Origin of the sequence: Variovorax rhizosphaerae (genome assembly GCF_037889975.1) — a bacterium.
Classification (GTDB): Bacteria; Pseudomonadota; Gammaproteobacteria; order Burkholderiales; family Burkholderiaceae_C; genus Variovorax; species Variovorax rhizosphaerae.
Map to the genome: position 1 here is coordinate 11,878 of NZ_JBBKZT010000016.1, position 21,381 is coordinate 33,258.

The 21,381-nt window shown below is 66.3% G+C and carries 24 protein-coding genes; 13 read left to right on the plus strand and 11 right to left on the minus strand.

What is annotated here, in order from left to right; all coding sequences use genetic code 11:
• The first annotated feature begins 79 nt into the window (after positions 1–79).
• Positions 80–1,054: a LysR substrate-binding domain-containing protein gene (locus tag WKW82_RS28310; RefSeq protein ID WP_340345951.1), complete on the plus strand. Its 975-nt coding sequence runs from the start codon at positions 80–82 to the stop codon at positions 1,052–1,054.
• Positions 1,055–1,153: 99 nt separating this feature from the next.
• Here WKW82_RS28310 and WKW82_RS28315 read toward each other — a convergent pair whose 3' ends face one another.
• Together WKW82_RS28315 and WKW82_RS28320 are read right to left on the minus strand one after the other, a co-directional pair.
• On the minus strand, positions 1,154–1,783 hold the full coding sequence (locus tag WKW82_RS28315; RefSeq protein WP_340333773.1) for a response regulator: 630 nt from the start codon (positions 1,781–1,783) through the stop codon (positions 1,154–1,156).
• Positions 1,780–3,150, minus strand: a complete 1,371-nt coding sequence (locus WKW82_RS28320; RefSeq protein ID WP_340345952.1) for a HAMP domain-containing protein — start codon at positions 3,148–3,150, stop codon at positions 1,780–1,782. Before WKW82_RS28320 ends, WKW82_RS28315 begins: the two co-directional genes overlap by 4 nt.
• A 376-nt stretch (positions 3,151–3,526) precedes the next feature.
• Between WKW82_RS28320 and pqqA the strand changes: the two genes are divergently transcribed.
• From pqqA to WKW82_RS28355, 7 genes are all read left to right on the plus strand, one after another.
• Complete coding sequence (gene pqqA, locus WKW82_RS28325) at positions 3,527–3,601, plus strand: pyrroloquinoline quinone precursor peptide PqqA (protein WP_213954950.1); 75 nt, start codon at positions 3,527–3,529, stop codon at positions 3,599–3,601.
• Between the two features lie 78 nt (positions 3,602–3,679).
• A complete protein-coding gene (pqqB, locus tag WKW82_RS28330; RefSeq protein WP_340345953.1) occupies positions 3,680–4,600 on the plus strand; it encodes a pyrroloquinoline quinone biosynthesis protein PqqB in 921 nt (306 codons plus the stop codon).
• Positions 4,601–4,730: 130 nt separating this feature from the next.
• Positions 4,731–5,474, plus strand: coding sequence for a pyrroloquinoline-quinone synthase PqqC (gene pqqC / locus WKW82_RS28335; protein WP_340345954.1), 744 nt, complete (start codon positions 4,731–4,733; stop codon positions 5,472–5,474).
• Complete coding sequence (gene pqqD, locus WKW82_RS28340) at positions 5,471–5,746, plus strand: pyrroloquinoline quinone biosynthesis peptide chaperone PqqD (RefSeq protein WP_340345955.1); 276 nt, start codon at positions 5,471–5,473, stop codon at positions 5,744–5,746. The genes pqqC and pqqD overlap by 4 nt, the downstream gene beginning before the upstream one ends.
• A complete protein-coding gene (gene pqqE, locus WKW82_RS28345) occupies positions 5,737–6,891 on the plus strand; it encodes a pyrroloquinoline quinone biosynthesis protein PqqE (protein WP_340345956.1) in 1,155 nt (384 codons plus the stop codon). Before pqqD ends, pqqE begins: the two co-directional genes overlap by 10 nt.
• A gap of 119 nt (positions 6,892–7,010) precedes the next feature.
• Positions 7,011–7,526 (plus strand): DUF3016 domain-containing protein, encoded by a 516-nt coding sequence (locus tag WKW82_RS28350; RefSeq protein WP_340345957.1) that lies wholly within the window; start codon positions 7,011–7,013, stop codon positions 7,524–7,526.
• Between the two features lie 182 nt (positions 7,527–7,708).
• Complete coding sequence (locus WKW82_RS28355) at positions 7,709–8,170, plus strand: hypothetical protein (protein ID WP_340345959.1); 462 nt, start codon at positions 7,709–7,711, stop codon at positions 8,168–8,170.
• A gap of 45 nt (positions 8,171–8,215) precedes the next feature.
• On the opposite strand, the gene WKW82_RS28360 is transcribed toward WKW82_RS28355, so the two are convergent.
• The 9 genes from WKW82_RS28360 to xoxF form a co-directional block, all read right to left on the minus strand.
• A complete protein-coding gene (locus tag WKW82_RS28360) occupies positions 8,216–8,638 on the minus strand; it encodes a hypothetical protein (RefSeq protein WP_340333764.1) in 423 nt (140 codons plus the stop codon).
• A gap of 36 nt (positions 8,639–8,674) precedes the next feature.
• Positions 8,675–9,706, minus strand: coding sequence for an MBL fold metallo-hydrolase (locus WKW82_RS28365; protein ID WP_340345961.1), 1,032 nt, complete (start codon positions 9,704–9,706; stop codon positions 8,675–8,677).
• Between the two features lie 82 nt (positions 9,707–9,788).
• Positions 9,789–10,661 carry a quinoprotein dehydrogenase-associated SoxYZ-like carrier gene (locus WKW82_RS28370; protein ID WP_340345963.1) on the minus strand — a complete coding sequence of 291 codons (873 nt, stop codon included), beginning with the start codon at positions 10,659–10,661 and terminating at the stop codon, positions 9,789–9,791.
• Complete coding sequence (locus WKW82_RS28375; RefSeq protein WP_340345964.1) at positions 10,658–11,647, minus strand: quinoprotein relay system zinc metallohydrolase 2; 990 nt, start codon at positions 11,645–11,647, stop codon at positions 10,658–10,660. The genes WKW82_RS28370 and WKW82_RS28375 overlap by 4 nt, the downstream gene beginning before the upstream one ends.
• 33 nt (positions 11,648–11,680) lie before the next feature.
• The gene (locus WKW82_RS28380) at positions 11,681–12,061 is read right to left on the minus strand and encodes a hypothetical protein (protein WP_340345966.1); all 381 of its coding nucleotides are present in this window, start codon (positions 12,059–12,061) and stop codon (positions 11,681–11,683) included.
• 18 nt (positions 12,062–12,079) lie between these two features.
• Entirely contained in the window at positions 12,080–12,763 is a 684-nt protein-coding gene (locus WKW82_RS28385) for a hypothetical protein (protein WP_340345967.1), read from the minus strand.
• A 17-nt stretch (positions 12,764–12,780) separates the two neighbouring features.
• On the minus strand, positions 12,781–13,635 hold the full coding sequence (locus WKW82_RS28390) for a substrate-binding domain-containing protein (RefSeq protein WP_340345968.1): 855 nt from the start codon (positions 13,633–13,635) through the stop codon (positions 12,781–12,783).
• On the minus strand, positions 13,632–14,033 hold the full coding sequence (locus tag WKW82_RS28395) for a c-type cytochrome (RefSeq protein WP_422823613.1): 402 nt from the start codon (positions 14,031–14,033) through the stop codon (positions 13,632–13,634). Before WKW82_RS28395 ends, WKW82_RS28390 begins: the two co-directional genes overlap by 4 nt.
• A 132-nt stretch (positions 14,034–14,165) precedes the next feature.
• Complete coding sequence (xoxF, locus tag WKW82_RS28400; RefSeq protein WP_340345969.1) at positions 14,166–15,986, minus strand: PQQ-dependent ethylene glycol dehydrogenase XoxF; 1,821 nt, start codon at positions 15,984–15,986, stop codon at positions 14,166–14,168.
• A 547-nt stretch (positions 15,987–16,533) separates the two neighbouring features.
• On the opposite strand from xoxF, the gene WKW82_RS28405 reads away from it, so the two are divergent.
• From WKW82_RS28405 to WKW82_RS28425, 5 genes are read left to right on the plus strand one after another with little or no spacing between them, the layout of a single operon-like run.
• Entirely contained in the window at positions 16,534–17,274 is a 741-nt protein-coding gene (locus tag WKW82_RS28405; protein ID WP_340346158.1) for an ABC transporter ATP-binding protein, read from the plus strand.
• Complete coding sequence (locus WKW82_RS28410; protein ID WP_422823614.1) at positions 17,271–18,260, plus strand: PQQ-dependent catabolism-associated beta-propeller protein; 990 nt, start codon at positions 17,271–17,273, stop codon at positions 18,258–18,260. Before WKW82_RS28405 ends, WKW82_RS28410 begins: the two co-directional genes overlap by 4 nt.
• Complete coding sequence (locus WKW82_RS28415) at positions 18,257–19,441, plus strand: type 1 periplasmic-binding domain-containing protein (RefSeq protein WP_340345970.1); 1,185 nt, start codon at positions 18,257–18,259, stop codon at positions 19,439–19,441. Before WKW82_RS28410 ends, WKW82_RS28415 begins: the two co-directional genes overlap by 4 nt.
• On the plus strand, positions 19,438–20,388 hold the full coding sequence (locus tag WKW82_RS28420; RefSeq protein WP_340345972.1) for an ABC transporter permease: 951 nt from the start codon (positions 19,438–19,440) through the stop codon (positions 20,386–20,388). The genes WKW82_RS28415 and WKW82_RS28420 overlap by 4 nt, the downstream gene beginning before the upstream one ends.
• The gene (locus tag WKW82_RS28425; RefSeq protein WP_340345973.1) at positions 20,385–21,377 is read left to right on the plus strand and encodes a Bug family tripartite tricarboxylate transporter substrate binding protein; all 993 of its coding nucleotides are present in this window, start codon (positions 20,385–20,387) and stop codon (positions 21,375–21,377) included. Before WKW82_RS28420 ends, WKW82_RS28425 begins: the two co-directional genes overlap by 4 nt.
• Positions 21,378–21,381: the final 4 nt, after the last annotated feature.

The following is a 21,381-nucleotide window of genomic DNA, read 5'->3' on the forward strand; positions in this document are numbered from 1 at the left end:
ATTGGGTGATTCGAAGTCTAGGTATGACGTTAATTGGGCACAATCGACCTTTCTTGCTTAGAATTGATAACGCCCTGTTATGAGCAAGCACGCCACCCCCGACCAGACGCTGCTCAAGATGCCCTCCTTGAGGGCCGTGAAGTGCTTCGTCGCGGCTGCGCGCTTCCAGAGCTTCACGCGCGCCGCGGAGACGCTCTGCGTCACACAGGCCGCCATCAGCCGGCAGATCCGCGAGCTGGAGGACCATCTGGGCACGCCCCTGTTCAAGCGCGTGGGGCGCTCGGTGGAGCTGACTGCCGCCGGCACCGTCTTCTTCGATGCGGCACAGCTGTCCTTCATCAACATTGCCCAGGCCGCCACGCGCATCCGCAAGGACTACGGCAGCACGACGCGGCGCACGCTGACCCTGTGCTGCTCGCCAGCGTTCTCTGCGCTGTGGATGTCGCATCGCCTTCCCAGCTTCTTCCGCGCGAATCCCGACATCGACCTCAACCTGATCGCGACGGAAAACTTTCTCTCGATGGAGCCCGGGACCAATCCGGACATCTTCATCACCAAGATTTCGCGGGTGCTGGACGGCTACCTGAGCAAGCCACTCTTTCACGACCGGGTCTATCCGGTGTGCGCGCCTGCCTACCTGGCCGCGCACCCCGAGATCCAGACGCTCGAAGGGCTGAGGGACGGCGTGCTGCTGGACTTGAGCCCGTACGGGCGATCACAGATTGCCGAGCATGTGGACTGGGGCGTCTGGTTTGCCATGCACCAGCTCGACATCGAGGATCGGCTGCGCAAGGGCCCGCGCTACTTCAATGCCAACGACTACAACCTGCTGGTGCAGATGGCGCTTGGCGAGCAGGGCGTGACCCTGGGATGGGATCACCTCGTGCGGCATCTGGTCGAGCAGGGGCGGCTTGTGAGGCCTGTTGAGCAGGAAATGGTGCTGGGAGGCACGCACCACTTCATCGCGTATCGCGAGGAGCAGGCGGGCGACGAGGCCGTCGGGAGGTTCCTGGACTGGTTCATGGAACACGCCGGCATGGGGCAGGATGGGTGAGGGCTTGAGAGCCGCCCTGCGGGGCTTCGGCGCGGGCTCGATCACTTGCTCGCGGCGCCCGCCGCAGGGTCTTCTCGGTATCGAGCGCAGGCGAACCTGCTAGGCCTGGATCAATCCCCAGCGCAGCGCCACCAGCGTCAGCTCCGACTGGTTGCTCGCGCCCAGCTTCTGCTTCACGTGATAGAGGTGCGTGCCCACCGTGCTCGGTGACAGGTTCAACGTCTCGGCAATCTGCGCCACGCTCTGGCCGCGCGCGAGCTGGATGAACACCGAGAACTCGCGTTCGCTCAGCGTGTCGGCCGGGCTCGCGTCGCCTTCGAGTTGCGCAAGTGCCATGGCTTGCGCGGTGGCGGGGTCGACATAGCGCTGGCCGCGCGCCACGGCGGTTACGGCAGCGATCAGGGCATCGGGCGCGCTGCGCTTGGTGAGGTAGCCCAAGGCCCCGGCGCGCAACACGCGTCGCGGATGCACCGTGTCCTCGTAGGCCGACAGGGCCAGCACGCGGGCCTTCGGGTCTTGCGCGAGCAACCGGCGCACGGCCTCGAGGCCGCCGATGCCGGGCATCGAAAGGTCCATCACCACCACGTCCGGCTTGACCCGTGCGTAGTCGATGCAGGCCTGCTCGCCGGTGTCCACCTCGGCGACTACTTCGCACTCGGCATCGGACAGCAGCATGCGAAAACCCATGCGCACCAGGGCATGGTCGTCGGCCAGCATCACACGGATCACGCGGTCTCCTTGTTGTTGTTCACGGGCAGGCAAACCTGCAGGCGTGCGCCATGGGGCGGCACGTTGTCGATCTCGAAAGCACCACCCAGCGCCTGCACCCGTTCGGCCAACCAGCGCAGGCCGTGGTGTCCGCCGCGATGCAGGTCTTCCGGCGCGAAGCCTGCGCCGTCGTCGACGAGTTCCAGCCGGACTTCATCATGGCCGCCTTGCAGTGTCAGGCCAAGACGTGCGGCCTTGCCATGGCGCATGGCATTGGTGATGCCTTCCTGTGCGGCGCGGTAGAGGGCCAGCGAGGCGTCCGCGCCCAGCATCGCATCGGCCAGGTCGACCTGCAGCGTGACCTGCACGCCGGCATGGGTGCGCTGCGTGCGCTCGACCAGGTCGCCGAGCGCTTCGGCCAGGCCGAAGTTGTCGAGCACCAAGGGCGTCAGGCGCGGGATGATCCCGTGCATCGCGTCGTACAGGCGCGAGGATTCGTCGGCGATCAGGCGCGCGGCCTGTTCGGACTGCGGGTCCAGCGAACGCATGCGCGCCGCGATCGACAGGGCCATGCTGCGCATGGCCGTCACCGACTGGCCGAGTTCGTCATGCAGTTCGCGCGCGATCAGGCGGCGCTCGGCTTCGATGTGCTTGTCGACCCATCGGGAGAGCTCGCGGCTGTCGGACAGCTGGGATTCGGCGCGCACGGCGCGGCGCTCGGTCTCGATGTGGCCCTGCAGGTCATGCACCATGCGGTTGAAGGCAGCGCCTATGGCGCCGGCCTCGGTGCCCGCAAGCGGCGGCAGCACGACATCGAAGCGGCCGCCCTGCACCTGGTTGAGCGCATCCACGATCCGGCCGAAAGGCCGCACGGCCCGGCCGACCAGCCAGAAGACCAAGGCATTGACCACGAACAGGAATACCAGCGCGGCGATGCCCAGGTTCAGCATGTAGTCCCAGGCATCCACCTCGGCACGCGAGGGGTTGGCCTGCACCACCAGCTTGCCGTCCGGGAAGGCGATGGACTGTACCGATCGTGTCGGGCCGACCAGCGCGCTGAACCATGCCGGCGCATCGCGGCCGGCCTTGTAGGTGGGCGGCGGCGAGCGATAGAGCTCGTGCCCCTGCGCATCGAACAAGGTGAGGTCGTTGGAACGGATGCGCCCGATGCTCTGGAGGAAGGCCAGCATTGCGGGCGTGCCCTGCGCCGCGTAGCGCATGGCCTGGCCCTGCAGCAGCAGGGAGGCCACGCGATTGGCCGCCGCCGTCTCCTCGTGCACCGACTCGCGCATGCTGCGCAGCTCCAGCGTGAGGATGGCTGCCGCGAAGACGAAGGTCAGCGCGACGACGATCAGGTTGATCTTGAGCCGGAGACTCATCTGGAGCATGACCCCCACGCTCGGCACTGCGTGTCCTCGCTGCCCCCCGAGGGGGTGCGAGCTTGCTTGGGGCGGCCCGGCGCGGGTTCCATGAGCCCCCACGCTCGGCACTGCGTGTCCTCGCTGCCCCCCGAGGGGGAGTGAGCTTGCTTGGGGCGGCCCGGCGCGGCGCTCGGAGTGGTTGTGGCAGACACCCGCGCGATCGTAGCGGCTTGCCCGCATCGCCGTGACGGCGCCGCGCGATTCATGAAAATCATGAGGCGCGAATCATGATCGGGGGACTGTGCGTGCGGGGCGCGCGGGCGGACCATACGTCACGGGACTCGAAAAATCCCCGCGACCGCCAGTCGGTGGCCGTGCAACTGCGCAAAAGGAGAGACTGCTTATGCAATGGGAAACCCCTACCGCTCAAGACTTCCGCTTCGGCTTCGAAATCACGATGTACGTCGCTGCCCGTTGAGCCGGGCTGCGCAAGTTCAAGCCCCGCTGGCCTGGCCTGCGGGGCTTGTTGTCTTATTGGTCTCGTCGATTCACTGATATGCGCATCACCGTCCTGGGTTCGGCTGCCGGCGGCGGCTTTCCGCAGTGGAACTGCAATTGCCGAAACTGCGCCGGCCTGCGCGCCGGCACATTGAAGGCCAAGGCGCGCACGCAGTCCTCGATCTTCGTGCAGCCCGACGACGGAGACGATGGCGTGCTGTTCAACGCCTCCCCCGACATCCTGGAACAGATCCGCAGCAAGCCTGCGCTGCAACCCGCCCGCACTCTGCGCGATACGGCCATCGCCGGCGTGATCTTGATGGACGGCCAGATCGACCATGCGACCGGCCTGTTCATGCTGCGCGAGCGCACGTCGCCGCTGCCGCTGTGGTGCACCGATCCGGTCGAAGAAGACTTGCGCCGCGGCAACCCGGTGCTGGCCGTGCTGGGCCACTACTGCGGCGTGGACCGGCATGGCATCGCGCTGGACGGCAGCACCTTCAGCGTGCCGGGCATTGCCGAGCTGAGCTTTCGTGCCTTGCCGCTGTCGAGCAAGGCGGCGCCGTATTCGCCGCACCGCGACAACCCGGTCGAAGGCGACAACATCGGCATGCTGATCACCGATGCCCACAGCGGCAAGTCGGTGTTCTATGCGCCGGGCCTGGGGCAGATCACGCCGGCCGTGTTCGACGCGATGAACGCTGCCAACGCGGTGATGGTCGACGGCACCTTCTGGACCGACGACGAGATGCCGCGCATGGGGCTCAGCACCAAGACGGCCCGCGACATCGGCCACCTGCCGCAGTCCGGGCCGGGCGGGATGCTGGAGTGGCTGGCGAAGCTGCCGGACGGCACGCGACGCATGCTGATCCACATCAACAACACCAATCCGATCCTCGATGAAGATTCCGTCGAGCGCGCCACGCTCAGGAGCGCCGATGTCGAGGTTTGCGAAGACAACATGCTGATCCGCGTTTGAAAATGAAGCCCGCCCCCGAATGCGCCTGCGGCGCTCCCCCTCAAGGGGGCGCACCCAGCGGCCCGGCAAAGCCGGTTCCGCGGGTGCCCACGAACAGGCATGGCCGTGTGCGCCATGTCGGGAGTCCTGAATGAGCCAGACCCCACCCACCGTCGACGCCATCCCCTCATCGCAAGCCTGGACGCACGAGCAGTTCGAAGCCAAGCTGCGCGAGCGCGGTCGGGCGTATCACATCCACCATCCCTTCAACGTGATGCTCAACACCGGCCGCGCCACGCCGGAGCAGGTGCGCGGCTGGGTGGCCAACCGCTTCTACTACCAGATTTCGATCCCGATCAAGGATGCGGCGGTGCTGTCCAACTGCCCCGACCCGGAAGTGCGCAGGGGTTGGGTGCAACGCATCCTCGACCATGACGGCTTCGAGTTGAACGGCATCCGCGACGAGGGCGGCGTCGAAGCTTGGCTGCGCCTTGCGACTGCCGTGGGCCTCACGCGCGAGGAGGTCCTCGACCTGCGGCACGTGGCGCCGGCGATGCGCTTCGCCGTCGATGCTTATGTGACCTTCGCGCGCCGCGCACCGTGGCAAGAGGCCGTCTGTTCATCACTGACAGAACTCTTCGCGCCCGAGATCCACAAGCAGCGCCTGTCCACCTGGCCCGAGCACTATCCGTGGATCGAGCCCGAGGGCATGGCCTACTTCCGCAACCGCGTCAGCCAGGCGCGGCGGGACGTGGAGCAGGGCTTGGCCATCACGCTCGCGCACTTCACGACGCGGCCGATGCAGGAACGGGCGCTGGAGGTGCTGCAGTTGAAGCTCGACATCCTGTGGGCGATGAACGATGCGATGGCGTTGAAGTACGGGGTGACCGCATGAACTCTCCGACCGCCGATTCCTTGCCGCGTGTCGGCCCCGGCTTCCGCCTGCAATGGGAGCCGGCGCAGAACGCCCATGTCCTTCTTTACCCCGAAGGCATGGTCAAGCTCAACCAGAGCGGCGGCGAGATCATGAAGCGCTGCGACGGAGAACGAACCATCGCCGCGATCGTGAGCGAACTGGAGACGGCCTTCTCGATGCAGGGCCTGGACAAGGACGTGCTCGCCTTCATCGAGATGGCCGGCAAGCAGCGGTGGCTGGCATGGGACTGAATGCCACGCCCGGCCCACCGCTCTGGCTGCTGGCCGAGTTGACCTACCGCTGCCCGCTGCACTGCGTCTTCTGCTTCAACCCGGTCGACTTCGCGCGGCAGGAAGAAGAACTCACCACCGAAGACTGGATGCGCGTTTTGCGGCAGGGGCGCGAACTGGGCGCGGTGCAACTGGGCCTCTCCGGTGGCGAACCGCTGGTGCGAGACGACCTTGAGGAGATCGTCGTCGAGGCGCATCGACTCGGCTACTACACCAACCTGCTGACCTCCGGCGTCGGGCTGACCGCGGCGCGCGCCGCGGCGCTCAAGGCAGCGGGGCTCGACCATGTGCAGCTCTCCTTCCAGGATTCGACGAAGGAGATGAACGACTTCCTGTCGCACACGAAGACCTTCGAGCTGAAGAGCCGCGTCGCCAAGATCATCAAGGACAACGGCTGGCCGATGGTGCTGAACGTGGTGATCCACCGGATGAACATCGACCACATCGACCGCATCATCGAGATGGCGGCCGACATGGGCGCGGAGTACCTGGAACTGGCCAACACGCAGTACTACTCGTGGGCCTTCCTCAACCGCGACCAGCTGCTGCCGACGCACGAGCAACTGAAGCAGGCCGAGCGCAAGACCGACGCATGGCGCGCGAGGATGGGCGAGCGCATGCGGATCTTCTTCGTCGCGCCCGACTACCACGAGGGCAAGGCCAAGAAGTGCGTCAACGGCTGGGGCAACATGTTCCTCACCGTCGCGCCCGACGGCACGGCCTTGCCATGCCATACCGCGAAGATGCTGCCGGGGCTGAGCTTCCCGAACGTGCGCGAACATGACCTGCGGCACATCTGGTTCGACTCCGAAGGCTTCAATCGCTACCGCGGCACGGGCTGGATGAAGGAGCCTTGTTCATCGTGTGAATTCAAGGAGCAGGACCTGGGTGGTTGCCGATGCCAGGCTTACTTGCTGGCCAACGATCCGGCCGTGGCCGATCCGGCTTGCTACAAGAGCCCGCACCATCACCTGGTGGAGGAGGCCGTGGAGCGGGCGGGCAGCTTGTCACCGGCACGGGCCATGGAGCATCCGCTCGTGTTCCGGGACCCGGCCAATTCGCGACGGCTGGCAGGTGCCGCGGTTCCGGGAACGCACGCGACTTGATTGCGCGCGACCGAGATTGCTTTTGGCGTTGACGCAAGTCCTCGCAGCGCTCAAGGGTTCAGGAAACTGTCGATCACCGCGCCATGTCAAACTCGCCTCGCTTTTCCGAGGGGTACGCCATGCTTCGATTGTCGAGCCTGTTGCCAGGTGGCCTGCTGGCCATCGCCGTGACCGCAGCCCACGCCGACGTGGCGGTCAATTTCATCGATCCGGCGCATTACACGGACGCAGCCTACTCGCACGCATTCGCAAATGAAAAGGACCGTGCCGAGGTGCAGCGCGACATCACGCAACACCTGGAGCGATTGGCCGAGCGCAGCCTGCCGCCCGACGAGACATTGACGATCGACGTCCGCGACATCGACCTCGCCGGCTGGTTCGAGCCCTGGAACACGCGCATGGGCCATGACGTGCGCATCCTGCGCGACATCACCTGGCCCCGCATCAAGCTGGCCTGGGCCCTGAAGCGCGGAGACGAGTTGCTGGCAAGCGGGGAGGAACGCCTGGTCGACATGAATTACCTGATGGTGACCAATACCTACCCTCGCACCGACCGCCTGCGCTACGAGAGGCCGATGCTCGATGCCTGGTTCCGGGGAATCGTAGGGCGGCGTGAAGGCGTGGGGAGCGAGTAGCTCTCCGCGCGCGCTCTCCAGGTCATCCGCAGTCGGTTGCGTAAATTCACCGCAGCTTTACGAATCGCTCAGCAACAGGTCAGACTGGCGGACGACGATGCAAGTCCGCGGCGGCATCCGCATGCTGCCGATCCAGTCCGTCGGCGCTGCCGGACGCAGCCCGACGCAAAGTAGGACGACTCATGACATCCATTGCATCGGATTTCACCGGTAGTGCGTCGGCACCCATGGGCACTGCATCGGAAACCGAGATTCCGGCCTTGGTCGCGCAGGTCTACGAAGCGGCGCCTGTGGAGGAGCGCTGCCACCTGGTCGAAACCTTGCTGCGACCGCTGGGCGTGCTGTCGCTCGTCGCGATTGCGCACGGCGTGTTCGCGAAGATCCGGTTTCGCAGCGCGGGGCACGAACTGAATGTGCGCGTCGACGACCTGCAGAACGTCAGCGCGGCCGACATGATGGCGCTGGTCCACCATGCGCAGCAGGTCAGCGTCGAGACCGTCGACAGTCTCGTGCAGCAGCTCTCGAGCTCGGGCAGCATGACGGGCTCCGCCGCTGCGATCGTGCTGGTGGGGTTGCTGGTGCAGCGCGCCCGCGCCCGCCGCACCACGCCGCTGCAGCCGCGCGACGCATTGCTGGACCCTTGACTGGGTGGCAGTTGCCAGTTGTTGAGCGACGCGATGCCGCGTGCGCTACAGCGACAAGGTCGAGAGACTCCACACCACGACCACCAGTTGGACGAGGTTGATGAAGATCGCGGCCAGATGGGTCCGGCGGAAGCCCGGGATCGCGCCCAGGTCGTCGGCCTGGATCTGCGCGCGAAGCTGGTCCATCTTTCCGATCACCAGCCGCCGAAACACCACGGCGAGGACCGTGAGCCCTGCCGCCCCGATGGCGAATGCGGCCCGGCCGGCGAACGCGTAGCTCACCGAAGTCGCGCCCGCGGTGACCATCGCCGCCAGGTAGTAGGTATTGAAGAAGCCGCGCACGAACCGGGAGTCCAGCGGCGTGTCGTGCTTGAGGACCAGCAGCGGCACGGAACCCATCAGGAAGTAGGCGGTGGTGACCAGCAGTGCCACTGTGAAGAAGAGGGCGGGGAACATGGCAAGGGGCATCTGCATTCTCCGGGAGCGATATGCGCGGAGCGGAGGTTAATCCAACTGCTTCCGCTGCATGCGAACGAAGAGCGCGGAGGCATTCTTGGCGTTCAGCGTCTCGTACTGGTCCCAGCCCGCGAACTCGGGCAGTGCCGCGGCCTTGGGTACGTCGCTCAAGGCGGTGCCGGCCTGCAACAGTTGCGCGATGCGCGTGCGCAGTTGGGTGAGGTAGCGCACTTGCGCGTCGATGGCGGCAGTCGTGGTCCGCGGGCCATGGCCGGGCACGATGACCTGGGTGGGCAGCTTTCGCAAGGCGTCGAGTGCGGCCAGCCAGCCGTCGATGTCGCCATCCATCACATCGGGAATGCGCGCCTTGTCAACCAGCCCGCCGGCGAACAGCACGCCGGTGCGCGGGTCGAGCACCGCAACGTCGCCGGGGCCGCTGGAGTGGCCGAAGTAGATGATGCGCACGGGGCGGCCGATCACGTCCAGCGTTTGCGATTCGTCGAACTGCTGGTCCGGCGTGAACATCACCGTGCCCTTCATCTCCTCTTCGCCGAGCGTCTCCTTGAGCACGCGCAGGCATCGCTCGCAACGCGAGGCCATCAGGTCGGCGGCCTTGCGGTGCATGAGCACGGGGATGCCGCGCTCCCGGAACGCGGGCGCGCCGAAGAGGAAGTCCTTCTGCGCATGGGTGACGAGCGCGAGCCGCACCGGCTTGTCGGTCACGCTCCGTATGTTGGACAGCAGCGCGTCGCCATTGCGCCAGGAGGTGCCGGTGTCGATGGCCAGCACGCCCGTCTCGCCGACGATGAAGCCGGCGTTGCCGACGCGGCCGAGGTTCCGCGTATCGACTGCGCCCGGTTCGCCCTGCACCATGAAGACGCCGGCGCCGACTTCGACCGCTTTCGGCGAGACATAGGCTTGCGTGGATGGCGTGGATGGCGTGGACGGTGTGGGCGATGTGAACCGTGTGGGCGCTAGGGGCGCTGTGGGCGGCGTGGGGGCAGTCGCAGCCGGCCCCAATGCACCGGGCGACGCGCAGCCTGCGACGAGCATCGTGCCTGCCAGCGCCGGCACTGCCATGACCCACGACGCAACCCGCGTCGAGCGCACCCGCATCACCGGCGCGACCCGCAAGCGACTGGACCGCGACGCTTGTCCGGCCTCATTCCGGCCGCCGGTACTTCAGCGTGCTTTCGAATTGCAGGTCGCGCGAATCGACCACGTCCGCCTTCAGGACCCCATCGCCCTTCGGCACGAAGTAGAAGCGGAAGTTCGGGTTCTCGCTGATCGAGAAATCCACGTCGGCCGACATCACCGGCTGGCCTGCATAGGTGATGTTCACCTGCCGCACGAAGTGCGCAGGCGTGTAGAGGCGGGTGACCTGGTCGAGTGCCAGGCCGGAGTTGTTGGGGTGGCTGATCATCAGCTGCGCGAGCTGCGGCTTGTCGCCATCGGCGGGGCCCTGCAGGCTCAACTTCATGCGGCCCAGCGTCTTCAGTGCGGCCTCGGCATCCTTGGCCGGCGGGGCGGAACAGCCGCCGGAGGCCTTGACGAAAGCCGTCGCCATCTGCAGCTTGCCGTCATTCGTTTCCGCGATGGCGCGGATGTGGGTGTACTCGTCGACGCGCACACGCGTCTCGATGTCGGCCCGTCCGCTCAGCGGCGTGAAGTGGAAGATGGCCGAGATCGGCGAGGGGTTGTTGTCGATGATCAGCCAGACCTTGTCGATGTAGCGCTCCGGCGTCTGCTTCATGCGCGAGCGGATCGCGATCGGCACGATGGCCGCGTCCTCGGCGCGTACCGGCACCACCAGCGAGAGCACGTCATCGCTCGCGGGCGCGATCGGGCGCGACTGGAACAGGCTGGCGCGGACCTTCTTCCAGACCGGATTGCCTTCGGGGTTGTCAGCGGTCTTGATCTGCGCTGCGGCGTCATGGCCGATGCCGGTCAAGGCGATGGACAGCAACGCACCGCAGGCCAGGGCGCGCCGGGTGAGCGGGCGTGGCGCAAGCGTGGGGTTCTTCAAGGAGTTCATGGCTTCGTTGCCTTGGGCGCATCGGTGGGATCGGGGTCTTCCCATTCCAGTTCCGCGTACGCAGCCGTGACGTTGCGCTTGTGGAAGCGATCCGTCAACAGCCAGGTCGTACCGGGCGCGATGCCGATGCTGTCCACGGCCTGCTGGATCGTCAGGTGCTTGCGGAGCGCGGCGCGCGTGTCGCGCAGCAGGGCGCCGAGGTAGTTGGCCTGCGCATCCATCACGCCGGGCCAGTCGGTGCTGACCGGGCCGTGCCCCGGCACGACGGCGTCGACGGGCAGGCGCCTCAGGTCCTCCATCACCGCGGTCCAGCCGCGCAGGTTGCCATCGAGCGCCGGCAGGTGCCGCACGAAGAGCAGGTCGCCCGCGAACAGCGTGCGGGTGCGCTGGTCGTACACGGTGAGGTCGTTGTCGGTGTGCGCCGTGGGCCAGGCTTGCAGGGTGAGCACCCGGCCGCCGAGGTCCAGGTCCATCGACTTGTCGACGCTGTTGCCGGGGTACACGATGGAGGTGCGCGGCACGGTGAGGCCGAAGTCGCGCTTCAGCGAATTCAGCCAATACGGTTCGCGTGCCGTCAGGGCCTGGGCGAAACGGGCACTGGCCACGAAGCGCGGCGCCGGCTTGTAGGCGTCGACGAAGGCGGCGTTGCCCAGCACATGGTCGGGATGGGCATGCGTGTTGATGACGTAGCAGACCGGCAGGGTAGTCGCGCGGTCGATCGCGGCTTTCAAGGCCTGGCCGATGGCGGGCGTGCCCCCGGTATCGATCACCGCGACGCAGCGGCTGCCGACCACGAAGCCGAGGTTGGCCACGTCCCCGCCATTGGCGGGCGCCCAGTCCTCCAGCTTGCCGGCATGGGCGAAGACGCCGGGCTTCACTTCGACGACAGCCAGGGGCGCCACGGGATCGGCAGCTTGCGCGCCCGCGTTCGCGGCGCACAGGAACATGGCAAGCCACAGGCCGCGTGGCCAACGTCGCGTCGGCATCGCAACCCCGCTCCCTGGCATCACATCATCCGGTCACTTCGGGTCGGCAGCGCCGATGAAGCATCCTTTTTCAGCCTTCGCCACCAGCGCCTTATAGCGCTTGACCTCGGGCTCGTAGGAGGGCACGTCGCGGATCGCACCGCCGCGTTCGCCGCCGATCGACATGGCCTTGACGATGGTGCTCAGCGTCACGTAGTCCTTGTATTTCACGGAACTGGCAAGCGCATCGAGCGTGCAGGAGCACTTGTTGGTCATCTCGAACGTGGACCCCGGATGTGCGCGCATGCACTCCTGCACGTACAGCACCCTGTCCACGGTCGGAAAGTCGTTGACGGGGGCGGCGGCATTCGCTGCGCCGGCCAGCAGGAGCGCGCAGGCAGTCAGCGCGGAGGGCAAGGGTTTCAGCTTGGGCATGGTGTTCGACGCAGGCATTCAGGGTTTGGGCGCGGCTCCGGCGCCGTCGATGAGCATCTCCTCGACCATCAGCGGCGCATCGCCGGCGGACGCGCCGCCGATGCGCGTGCGGATGCCGTAGAGGCCGCCGGGCACGGCGCTCGACATCAGGAAGACGTAGGACTTGTTGGCCAGCTTCTCGAAGCGTGCGCGGTTCGGGTCGTCGAGGTAGGGCGTGATGCTGAACTCCTTCACCGCCACCGGCTTGCCGCGGTACGGCAAGGTGGTGTCGCGCACCGTCGCGCCCTGGTACACCGCCATGCGAATGCGCTTGCGGAAGTAATTCGGCTGGCCCTTGGTCAGGCGCTGCATCTCCTTGATGTCGCGTTCGAGGAAGTACAGGATCGCCGGGTTGCCCTTGGCGCCTTCGACCGGCGGCAGCGTCATGGCGCGCTTGCCGGTGAAGAACTGCGGGCTTGCGGCGCAGCAACTGCCGTCGGGCTGTGCCGTCAGTACGAGGTCGACCTTGTCGTCGAAGGCTTCTTCCATCGTGCCGGACTTGCGGAAGACGTAATGCAGGGTGAGCGGCGGACGCAGGCTGCCGAGATGGTCCTCCATGAAGACGGACTGCTCGGCGGCCGAGAAATCGGTGGCCGCCTGCGCCGGCCACGAGCCCGAGACGGCCGCGGCGAACACCAACGCCAGGACGGGAAGTGCTTTCATCGGCAGCACCCGCGGGCTTACTTCGGCACCTCGTACGACGCGTCGACGACCGGCACGCCGTACTCCTTCAGGATGGCCATGATCTGCGGCTTGTTCGATTCGATCAGGCCCTCAACCTGCTGCTTCCATTCACGCTCGCCGTAGCGCACGCCCATGGCGATCTGGTAGTCGAACTGCACGCCGGGCTCCGACTTCATCGGCACCACTGCCAAGGCAGGCGCCTTGATGCGCGTGGCGTAGTAGCCGCCGATGGGGCCCCAGACGATGGCGACATCGATCTTGCCGGCGGCGAGGTCCTTCTCGATGATCTCGCCGGGATACTGCTCGGGGTCCGCGTTCATGATCTTGTAGGGCACGCCCTGCTCGATCAGCTTGTGCTTGGTGAGCCATGCCGACGCGGGCGAGCGATCGTAGATGCCGATGCGCAGCTTCGACAGCGTGGCCGGGTCGAGCTTCAGGAAGTCCTCGGTCGACGCGACCTGGTCCAGGCCCTTGCCCTTGGGGAAGACCAGCGCATAGGTCGAGCGGTAGTACGGCTTGGTGACGGAGACCTGGTCGTAACCCGCAGGCACGCCCATCACGATGTCGCAGGGGTAGTCCTGGCCCGGCAACTTGTAGCGCAGCGTGTTGCGGATGAAGGCCAGGCGCTGCGGGAAGGAGTAGTAGACGACGGGGAGCCCCATCGACTTGCCGAACACTTCGGCGATCTTGTTCTCGATGCCTTCACCCTTGGTGTTGGAGAAGGGCAGGTTGTTCGGGTCTTGGCAGACACGCAGCTCCTTGCGCGGCGCGGGCTTTTCCTGCGCTGCCGCGCCGGTGGCCAGCAAGCTCAGCGGAAGGGCGACGACGGCCAGCGCGCGGATGCCGTTCATTTGGGGAGTTCTTCGACCTTGGCGCGAGTGATGGCGCCATCGGACCGGCCCTTGAGATAGGCGTAGAGCTGATTGATGTTGTCCATGACCACCGGGCTGTTGCCGAAGCTCTGCATGCCCTTGTCCAGCCGGCCGTTGGTCACGGTCTTGACGAATTCGTCCTTGCTGAGCGTCTTCAGGCTGGCCACCAGCGAGGGTCCGACCATGCCTTCCTGATTGGCGCCGTGACAGCGGTCGCAAGCCGCGGCACGCCAAGCCCGGAAGCCTTTCATGGTCTCGCCGTCGACCTTGTAGCCGTCAACCACCGTGTACAGCTTCTTGTCTTCCGCGTGAGCCGCAACGGCACCACCCATGCACAGCAGCGCGCATGCGCCGATCAACACCAATTTCAGTCTCATCATTTGTATTCAGCCCTGTTTCTTTCCAATTGAAAAGAGGGGCAGCCAGTAGGTGCCAGCTGCCCCTCTCCGGTATCAGAACAGGGTCCGGGCTCGTGGGTTCCCGGGGACTTACCCTGTCGTCGTATGCGATCAGTTCGGCAGCGCGAAGACTGTCAGCGAACCGCCCAGTTCCGTATACTGGTTCAGCTCACGGTAGCCGCCCACTGCGCCCAGGCCGTCCTGGTCCTTCTCGAGGCCAGCTGCCATGCCGATGCCGGCCCAGCCGCCAATGCCCGAGAACACGCCGATGTACTGCTTGCCCTTGTGCTCATAGGTGAACACGTTGCCGATGATCCCGGACGGGGTCTTGAACTTGAAGAGTTCCTTGTTGATGTTCTTCTTGTCCACGCACTTCAGGTAGCCCTCCAGCGTGCCGTAGCACGACAGGCCGCCAGCGGTGTTGAGCGAGCCGCTCCAGACCGAGAACTTCTCGGAATGGCTCTGCACGATCTTGCCGGTGCCGGCGTTGTACGTGATGAAGTTGCCCATGCCGCCATGGCTGCCCGGCGCCGGGTACATCGAGAGCGTCGCGCCCACGTACGGCTGGCCTGCGGTGTACTCGACCTTGAAGGGCTCGTAGTCCATGCAGACATGGTTGGTCGGCACGTAGAAGAGCTTGGTTTCCGGGTCGAAGGAGGCAGGCTGCTGGTCCTTGCTGCCGAGCGCGGCCGGGCAGATGCCCTTGCTGTTGACGTCCGGTCCGTTCTGCGCCGTCGAGTACTTGGCAACCACTTGCGGGCGGCCGGTCTTCATGTCGACGTTGGTGGCCCAGTTGACCTTCGGGTCGTACTTTTCAGCGACCAGCAGGGCGCCGGTGACGCGGTCCATCGTGTAGGCGAAGCCGTTGCGGTCGAAGTGCACGAGTGCCTTGGTCGGCTTGCCCTTGACGTCGATGTCGGCCAGGATCATCTCGTTCACGCCGTCGAAGTCCCATTCGTCGAAGGGCGTCATCTGGTAGACCCACTTGGCCATGCCGGTGTCCACGTCGCGCGCGAAGATCGTCATCGACCACTTGTTGTCACCCGGCCGTTGCGAGGGGTTCCACGTCGACGGATTGCCCGTGCCGTAGTACATCAGGTTGAGCGCCTTGTCGTAGCTGTACCAGCCCCAGGTGGTGCCGCCGCCGATCTTCCACTGGTCGCCCTTCCAGGTCTTCAGCGAAGAGTCCGCGCCGACCGGGGCCATCTTGCCGTCGGTCCAGGTCATGGTCTTCTGCGGGTCGATCAGCATCTCGGCATCCGGTCCGACGCTGTAGCCCTTCCAGGCCAGCTTGCCGTCGCTCAGGTTGTAGGCCGCGATGAAGCCGCGCACGCCCCATTCGCCGCCGGAGATGCCGGTGATGACCTTGTCCTTGAAGACGTGCGGCGCATTGGTGTTGACCGCGCCGAGCTTCGGGTCGCCGTTCTTGACGGTCCAGACCACCTTGCCGGTCTTGGCGTCGAGGGCGACCAGGTTGCTGTCGGCCTGTTGCAGGAGGACCTTGCCTTCGGCGTAGGCGAGGCCGCGGTACACCGTGTCGCAGCACATCTGCGGGATCACGGCCGGGTCTTGCTTGGGCTCGTACTTCCAGAGGATCTTCTGGTTGTCGAGGTTGATCGCGAAGACCTTGTTGGGGAAGGGCGAGTGCAGGTACATCGTCCCGTCGATCACCAGTGGCGAACCTTCATGGCCGCGCAGCACCCCGGTGGAGAACATCCACGCGACCTGCATCTTGCCGACGTTGCCCGTGTTGATCTGCTTGAGCTTGCTGTAGCGCTGGTTGTACATGTCGCCAGCCTGCATCGCCCAATTCTTCGAGTTGGCGATATTTTTCTCGACATCGGCATTGGCATGCGCCAATGCCGGCACCGCAAGTAGCGCCGCCGCCAGCAGGCGCCAGGTGCGCCCTAGTAAGTGCCCGGAAAATCGCATCGAAGTCTCCTTGTTTTGGAACATCAGAGCCTGTCCGCACCAACCGCAAACAGGCGCCTGCCGAGCAACTCGACGAAGCCGGCCAGTGCACCAAATGCAAGTTGCGCGCCTGCTTCGAGGTGCCGCAATCGTGGCGTCGTGCAACGGTGTGTTGCCGCGTTCGTATGCGCCGTCCTGCAGCATTGGCGAGGGGAAACCCTAGTCCTTCAATGCCATCACGGGGCGTGCGCGCGATGGACGGCGGGGCGAACGTTCTCTCGCGCACAACGAGGCCTGACGCCGATTCGTGGCCCTCTCAGGGTTCACCATGAATTGCGATCCGGCCAATGGCCGCAGCATCGCCCGGTGAGGGCTGCATCAGAAATGTGGCAACCACTTTCGACACAGAGTGTTTCACCGGGAACGGTGTCATCCGCGGGCAGACGAGGCACCCGACCACGGCGGAAAAACCATGGGCGCGGGTATTGCTTTGCTGGGGTGCCGTCCCCTGCGGATGGCCGTGTCCGACCGTACTGATTGATCAATGCAAGAGACGCTTTCGAAGACCATGCTCCGGACCACCGGCCTGACCAAGCGGTACGGCTCGCGCGTCGCATTAAAGAACCTTTCACTGAGCCTCGCGTCGGGGCAATTCGTCGCGCTGCTGGGGCCCAACGGCGCCGGCAAATCGACCTTGTTCCAGGTGCTCACCGGGCTGTTCGCGGCGGACGAAGGTGAGGTCGAAGTGGCAGGCCATTCGCTCGGCCGTTCGGCGACTGCGGCGCTGCGTCACATCGGCGTCGTGTTCCAGCAGATGTCGCTGGACCTGGACCTCAGCATCCGGCGCAACCTGCTGTTCCAGGCCGACCTGCACGGCCTGCCGCGGCGTGTTGCGGTGCAACGGATCGAGGCCGATTGCGCGCGCCTCGCCATCGAGCCCAACCTCGATCGCAAGGTGCGCGAACTCTCCGGCGGCAACCGGCGCAAGGTGGAACTTGTGCGCGCCTTGCTGCATCGACCCTCCGTGCTGCTGATGGACGAGGCGACGGTGGGCTTGGATCCCAAGTCCCGGCAGGACCTGATGCGTGCCCTGCGCGCCGATGTGAAGGAACGCGGCGTGGGCGTGCTATGGGCTACTCACCTGGTCGGCGAGGCCGAAGGCGCCGACCGCGTGCTGGTGCTGCACAAGGGCGAACTGCTGTGCGACGGCACGCCGGCCGAGGTGACGCAGGCACTGGGCGGGCCGACGCTGGAGGCGGGATTCATCTCGCGCACGAACGATTCAAGACCAAAGGAGACCGTGACATGAACGAAGTGGGTGACTGGGTGAAGCGTGTGGCTTGTGCGGGCACGGCGGTGCTGGGCTTGTGCATTGGCGGGGCCGCGATGGCCCAGGGCACGGCCTATGTCTCGAGCGAGAAGGACCAGGCGCTGACCATGATCGACCTGGCCACGCTCACGGTGAAGGGAACCATCCCGACCTGCAAGCGCGGCCGGCATATCCAGATGACGCCGGACAAGCTGATCATGGTCGCCTGCACCGAATCCAACGCCGCCGACGTGATCGACCCGGCCACCGGCAAGTCGGTGCGGCGCATCCCGCTGGGCGACGAACCGGAGGCCTTCGACATCTCGCCGGACGGCAAGACCATCTACGTCTCCAACGAGGACGAGGGCGCAACCAGCTTCATCAACGCCGCCAACGGCAAGGTGCTCAAGTCGATCAAGGTCGGCAAGGAACCGGAGGGCGTCAAGGTCAGCGCGGACGGCAAGATGCTGTACGTCACCTCCGAGGTCGCGAGCCTGGTCCATGCGATCGACGTGGCCAGCGCCAAGGTGGTGAAGAACATCAAGGTCGGCAAGCGTCCGCGCCGCATGGCCTTCACGCCGGATGGCAAGGAACTGTGGGTCACCAATGAACTCGACGCCACGGTCAGCATCATCGAAACGGCCACGCAGGCGGTGACCGACACGATCAAGTTCGAAGTGAAGGGCGCGCGCGCCGAGGACATCTCCCCGGTCGGCGTCGTGATGACGCGCGACGGCAAGCGCGCCTTCGTGGCGCTGGGCCGGGCCAACCACGTGGCCTTCGTCGACGTGGCCCAGCGCAAGGTCACGAACCTGGTGCTGGTCGGCAAGCGCGCATGGAACGTCACGCTCGACAAGGCCGAGGCGCGGCTCTACGTCGTGAACGGCCTGAGCGATGACGTGACCGTGGTGGACGTCGCCGGGGCCAAGGCGCTCAAGAGCATTCCGGTCGGGCGCGTGCCTTACGGCCTGGTGGTGGTGGAATGAAGGGTTGCGCCTGTCGCGCGGGCCTGGCGCTGCTGCTGGCGGCGCTGGGCGCGAGCGTGACGGGGGTGGCGGCAGGCGCGGTCACGCCCTTGAAAGCCACGCTGATCGTGCCCGGCGACGACCCGCGGCTGGAGCGCTCGCGCATCGAGCGTCACTTCCTCGGCCACACCGACGGGCCGGCGAACGACGGCTTGCAGGTGGCGCTGGAGGAAAGCGAATTCGAGTTGCAGGCCGTCGACGCCGCGGTCGCGCTGACCAGCCAGCCGGCCGACAACCTCGCAGCCGCGCGCACGGCCGCGCAAGCCGCGGAGAAGGCCGGCGCGGCGGTGCTGCTGACCGACCTGCCGACCGACTGGACGCTGGCCGTGGCGGACGCGGTGAAGATTCCGGTCCTCAACATCGGCAACCCGGCCGACAGCCTGCGCGAGCAGGATTGCCGCGCCCGCCTGTTCCACATCCTGCCGAGCGAGCGCATGCGCGCCGACGCCTTGGCGCAAACCCTTGTGTCTCGCAAATGGAGCAAGCTGTTGCTGCTCGTGGGTCAGAGTGCGCAGGACCAGTTGCGCAGCGCCACGGTGCAAGCCTCCATCAAACGCTACGGCTTGCAGGTGGTGGCGACCAAGCCCTTCAAGCTCTCCGGCGATCCGCGCGAACGCGACCTGGCCAATCCCTTGCTGCTCACGGCTGGCAGCACCTATGACGCGGTGTGGGTGGTCGACAGCGACGGCGAGTTCGCGCGCAGCCTGCCTTACCGCACCGTGCTGCCGCGCCCCGTGGTAGGTGATGCGGGGCTGGTGCCGGTGGCATGGCATGCGCAGTTCGAGCGCTTCGGAGCGCCGCAGGTGTCGCGCCGCTTTGCGAAGGCCGCGGGCCGGCCCATGACCGCCAACGACTGGGCCGCATGGATGGCCGGCAAGGCGCTGGTCGCGGCGGCCATCGCGGCGCCCAAGGGGCCGGCGGCGCAGTGGGCGCAGGCCATGGCCAAGACGCCGATCGACGGCTCCAAGGGCACCAGCCTGACGTTCCGTCCGTGGGACGGTCAGTTGCGCCAGACCATGCTGCTGACCGACGGCCAGGGCGTGATCTCGCAGGCGCCGATCGAGGGCCTGCTGCACCCCACCAACGTACTGGACACTCTGGGCGCGGATGCGCCGGAGAAGAAATGCAAGGTGACGCGATGAGCGCAGCGCCGGGCCGCCCCAAGCAAGCTCAGGCCCCCTCGGGGGGCAACGAGGAACACGAAGTGCCGAGCGTGGGGGCTGCGATGAGCGCGGTTCAGGAAGTCACCGCGGACACCGCGCCGCGGCGCGGCATCGCGCACGCACTGCAGGCGATGCGCGCCATCGTGCTGCGCGAGCTCATCAAGTTCTCCCAGCAGACGGGGCGACTGGTGTCCGCGCTGGTCCGCCCGCTTTTGTGGCTCGCGGTCTTCGCGGCCGGCTTCCGCAACGTATTCGGCGTGGCGATCGTCGAGCCGTACGACACCTACATCCCCTACGACGTCTACATCGCGCCGGGCCTGGTCGGCATGGTGCTGCTGTTTAACGGCATGCAGTCCTCGCTGGCGATGGTCTACGACCGCGAGATGGGCCTGATGCGGCTGTTGCTCACGGCGCCGTTGCCGCGCGCCTGGCTGCTGTTCTGCAAGCTCTGTGCGACGGCGCTGCTGTCGGTGCTGCAGGCGCTGGCCTTCATCGTCGTCGCGATGCTGCTCGGCACCGAGCTTCCGCTGTTCTCGCTGGCCGGCCTGCATGCGCTGCTGGCGCTGGTGTGCGGCGCGTTGATGCTGGGCGCGCTCGGGCTGCTGCTGTCGGTCTACGTCAAGCAACTGGAGAACTTCGCCGGCACGATGAACTTCGTGATCTTCCCGATGTACTTCATGTCGACCGCGCTCTATCCGCTGTGGAAGCTGCAGGAGTCGGGCGCCGAATGGGTCTACCAGCTGGCGCGCTTCAACCCCTTCACGCACGCCGTCGAATGGATTCGCTTCGCGCTCTATGGCAAGGACCCCGGCGAGGCGCCTTGGGTGGTGCTGGGTTGCCTGCTCGTCTTCTTCTTCGTGGCCTGCTGGGGCTACGACCCGCAGCGTGGATTCGGCGGGTTGACCAAGCGCGGAGGCCCGCCGTGAACCTTGCACGTCGGCGGTTGCTGGTGCGCGTGGCGGGTGGCGCCTTGACCGCACTGCCGTTCGTGCAAAGTACCGGCGCGCCGGCGGCCGAGCCGTTTCCCGTCCGCCCCGTGATGCTGTGGGTGCCCTGGGCCGCGGGCGGCGCCACCGACCTTTCGCTGCGATTGCTGGCCGAACTCGCGGGCGCGGCGCTGGGCCAGCCGGTGGTGGTGGCGAATCGCCCCGGTGCGGGCGGCACGATGGCAATGGGCCTGCTGACCCAGGCCGAGCCCAACGGCTACACCATCGCGCAGATGCCGCAGCCGGTGTTCCGCGCACCCTTCGTCCACAAGGTGGCGTGGGACCCGGTGCGCGACATCACGCCGATCATCCAGATCTCCGGCGTCACCTTCGGCGTGCTGGTCGCGAGCGAGAGTCGCTTCCGCTCGCTGGAAGACCTGTTCGCCTTCGCGCGCGAGCGGCCGGGGGAACTCAGCATCGCGACCAACGGCGTCGGCACCACGCCGCACTTGGTCCTGGAACAGCTCTTCACCGAACGCGGCATGCGCTACATCCATGTGCCGTACAAAGGCACCTCCGAGCTGACCTTGGCCGTGGAGTCCGGACAGGTGCTGGTGGGCGTGAATTCCAGCGGCTTCGGTCCCGAGGTCGATGCGGGCCGCATGCGGCTCTTGGCGACCTTCTCGGCGCAGCGTTCGAAGCGCTGGCCGCAGGTGCCGACGCTGCGGGAACTGGGCTTCGACATCGTGGCCATGTCGCCGTATGGGCTGGCCGGGCCGCGCGGGGTGCCGGCCCCTGTCGTGAAGGTGCTGCACGACGCGTTCAAGAAGGCGATGTACGACCCGCGCTTCATCGAGGACCTGGCCAGGTACGACCAGGAGCTGGCCTACCTCGGGCCGGCGGACTATGCCAAGGCGTGCCGTGCGGAGTACGCCAAGGAGCGCGCAGCGGCCGAGCGCCTGGGCGGCGCGCGCGGCGCGGTCAACTGAGGCA

Excerpts from the sequence above, each read along its gene's own strand:
- WKW82_RS28310 (WP_340345951.1), top strand. The coding sequence starts at position 80 with ATGAGCAAGCACGCCACCCCCGACCAGACGCTGCTCAAGATGCCCTCC.
- WKW82_RS28320 (WP_340345952.1), bottom strand. The coding sequence starts at position 3,150 with ATGCTCCAGATGAGTCTCCGGCTCAAGATCAACCTGATCGTCGTCGCG.
- pqqB (WP_340345953.1), top strand. The coding sequence starts at position 3,680 with ATGCGCATCACCGTCCTGGGTTCGGCTGCCGGCGGCGGCTTTCCGCAG.
- pqqC (WP_340345954.1), top strand. The coding sequence starts at position 4,731 with ATGAGCCAGACCCCACCCACCGTCGACGCCATCCCCTCATCGCAAGCC.
- pqqD (WP_340345955.1), top strand. The coding sequence starts at position 5,471 with ATGAACTCTCCGACCGCCGATTCCTTGCCGCGTGTCGGCCCCGGCTTC.
- pqqE (WP_340345956.1), top strand. The coding sequence starts at position 5,737 with ATGGGACTGAATGCCACGCCCGGCCCACCGCTCTGGCTGCTGGCCGAG.
- WKW82_RS28350 (WP_340345957.1), top strand. The coding sequence starts at position 7,011 with ATGCTTCGATTGTCGAGCCTGTTGCCAGGTGGCCTGCTGGCCATCGCC.
- WKW82_RS28355 (WP_340345959.1), top strand. The coding sequence starts at position 7,709 with ATGACATCCATTGCATCGGATTTCACCGGTAGTGCGTCGGCACCCATG.
- WKW82_RS28360 (WP_340333764.1), bottom strand. The coding sequence starts at position 8,638 with ATGCCCCTTGCCATGTTCCCCGCCCTCTTCTTCACAGTGGCACTGCTG.
- WKW82_RS28365 (WP_340345961.1), bottom strand. The coding sequence starts at position 9,706 with ATGGCAGTGCCGGCGCTGGCAGGCACGATGCTCGTCGCAGGCTGCGCG.
- WKW82_RS28370 (WP_340345963.1), bottom strand. The coding sequence starts at position 10,661 with ATGAACTCCTTGAAGAACCCCACGCTTGCGCCACGCCCGCTCACCCGG.
- WKW82_RS28375 (WP_340345964.1), bottom strand. The coding sequence starts at position 11,647 with ATGCCGACGCGACGTTGGCCACGCGGCCTGTGGCTTGCCATGTTCCTG.
- WKW82_RS28380 (WP_340345966.1), bottom strand. The coding sequence starts at position 12,061 with ATGCCCAAGCTGAAACCCTTGCCCTCCGCGCTGACTGCCTGCGCGCTC.
- WKW82_RS28385 (WP_340345967.1), bottom strand. The coding sequence starts at position 12,763 with ATGAAAGCACTTCCCGTCCTGGCGTTGGTGTTCGCCGCGGCCGTCTCG.
- WKW82_RS28390 (WP_340345968.1), bottom strand. The coding sequence starts at position 13,635 with ATGAACGGCATCCGCGCGCTGGCCGTCGTCGCCCTTCCGCTGAGCTTG.
- WKW82_RS28395 (WP_422823613.1), bottom strand. The coding sequence starts at position 14,033 with ATGAGACTGAAATTGGTGTTGATCGGCGCATGCGCGCTGCTGTGCATG.
- xoxF (WP_340345969.1), bottom strand. The coding sequence starts at position 15,986 with ATGCGATTTTCCGGGCACTTACTAGGGCGCACCTGGCGCCTGCTGGCG.
- WKW82_RS28405 (WP_340346158.1), top strand. The coding sequence starts at position 16,534 with ATGCTCCGGACCACCGGCCTGACCAAGCGGTACGGCTCGCGCGTCGCA.
- WKW82_RS28410 (WP_422823614.1), top strand. The coding sequence starts at position 17,271 with ATGAACGAAGTGGGTGACTGGGTGAAGCGTGTGGCTTGTGCGGGCACG.
- WKW82_RS28415 (WP_340345970.1), top strand. The coding sequence starts at position 18,257 with ATGAAGGGTTGCGCCTGTCGCGCGGGCCTGGCGCTGCTGCTGGCGGCG.
- WKW82_RS28420 (WP_340345972.1), top strand. The coding sequence starts at position 19,438 with ATGAGCGCAGCGCCGGGCCGCCCCAAGCAAGCTCAGGCCCCCTCGGGG.